At 46.4% G+C, this 1,227-nt stretch carries 1 protein-coding gene; it reads left to right on the forward strand.

Annotated elements, in window-relative coordinates; translation table 11 throughout:
* Nucleotides 1–30 precede the first annotated feature (30 nt).
* Nucleotides 31–1,041, forward strand: a complete 1,011-nt coding sequence (locus OB13_RS17730) for an alpha/beta hydrolase (RefSeq protein WP_461491520.1) — start codon at nucleotides 31–33, stop codon at nucleotides 1,039–1,041.
* The last annotated feature ends 186 nt before the right edge of the window (nucleotides 1,042–1,227 follow it).

Consider the following 1,227-nt stretch of genomic DNA (forward strand, 5'->3'; position numbering starts at 1 on the left):
AGACTTTTCATCTTATTAAGCAGCTTCATTATGAAAAAACTACTATTCATCTCTTTGCTAAGTATCTTCACAACACTAAATCAGCAGGAGCTTTTTGCTCAGGTATGCCAGACACGTCAACTCGACCCCAGAATAGACTCGTTCTTAAAGATGATCGGCTATGAGGACCTGACGCTTGAGCAACTTCGCCTGCTGCCTATCGAGCAGCTTAAGTTTGCAGGACCTCCACCGGTCACTTATCCCGAAGGGGATGTCAAACGGATCAAGATCACTGCCGATAGCATTCCGGTTTTAGTATTTAATCCTTCCCGGGCTAGGAACCTTCCTATCATTATAAATTACCATGGAGGCGGGTTTATTTCGCCTTTATTACCGGCCCTGGAGCACTCCCTTTGGGAAGAGGCCAAAACGTTCAACGCAATTGTTTTTGCCATCGATTATCGGGTAGCACCCGAGCATAGGTTTCCGGCTGCGGTAAACGATAGTTATAACGCTTTTAAATGGATCGCACAGCATGGTAGCAAACTGGGAGGCGATACCAGCCGCATTGCCTTACTGGGAAACAGCGCAGGAGCCAATTTGGTAGCGGTGACCGCACAGAAAGCCAAAAAAGAAGGTCTCAGCGGTAAAATTAAGCTTCAAATCATGAACGGGCTACCCATTGATCTGCGTCCCCAGCATATGGAAGCTTCTGCTTCCTACCAGGAAAATGCCACGGGGTACTTCCAAACAAAAGCTGCCTGTTACTTTTCAGTGGAAACCTATGCCCCTGGCCAGTACAACAATCCAGAAGTATCCCCCATCCTGACCAAGGATTTAAGCGGCCTGCCACCTGCTGTGATCATCAATGCAGAGTTCGATCCGTTGCGGGATGACGGGGCTTTGTATGCCGCTGCATTAAGAAAGTCTGGCGTGAAGGTCTGGGACAAATGCTTTGCCGGACAAATACATTGCCTGATCGGTCTCCCCCCGGATGCAGCAGAACTAAAGGAATATGCCGCTATCGTAAAAACGGCCATGCGTGAGTCTTTTCCAAAATGAGATGCTGTTTTGCATTTATAACCACCATTGGGTATAGAATCGGGAGGCATACTTCTTCTACGATGTGGCACCTTCATACCATGAAGTCCTTGTCCGATGATCATAAATCAATTCGGATTTACCCAAAATTCAGATTTAATCTTCCTAGACTTTTACTAAACCATCATCTTAAACATAGCAACATAT

The sequence above is a fragment of the Pontibacter sp. HJ8 genome, assembly GCF_054824225.1.

Coding starts and splice junctions, on each gene's coding strand:
- OB13_RS17730 (WP_461491520.1), top strand. CDS start 31: ATGAAAAAACTACTATTCATCTCTTTGCTAAGTATCTTCACAACACTA.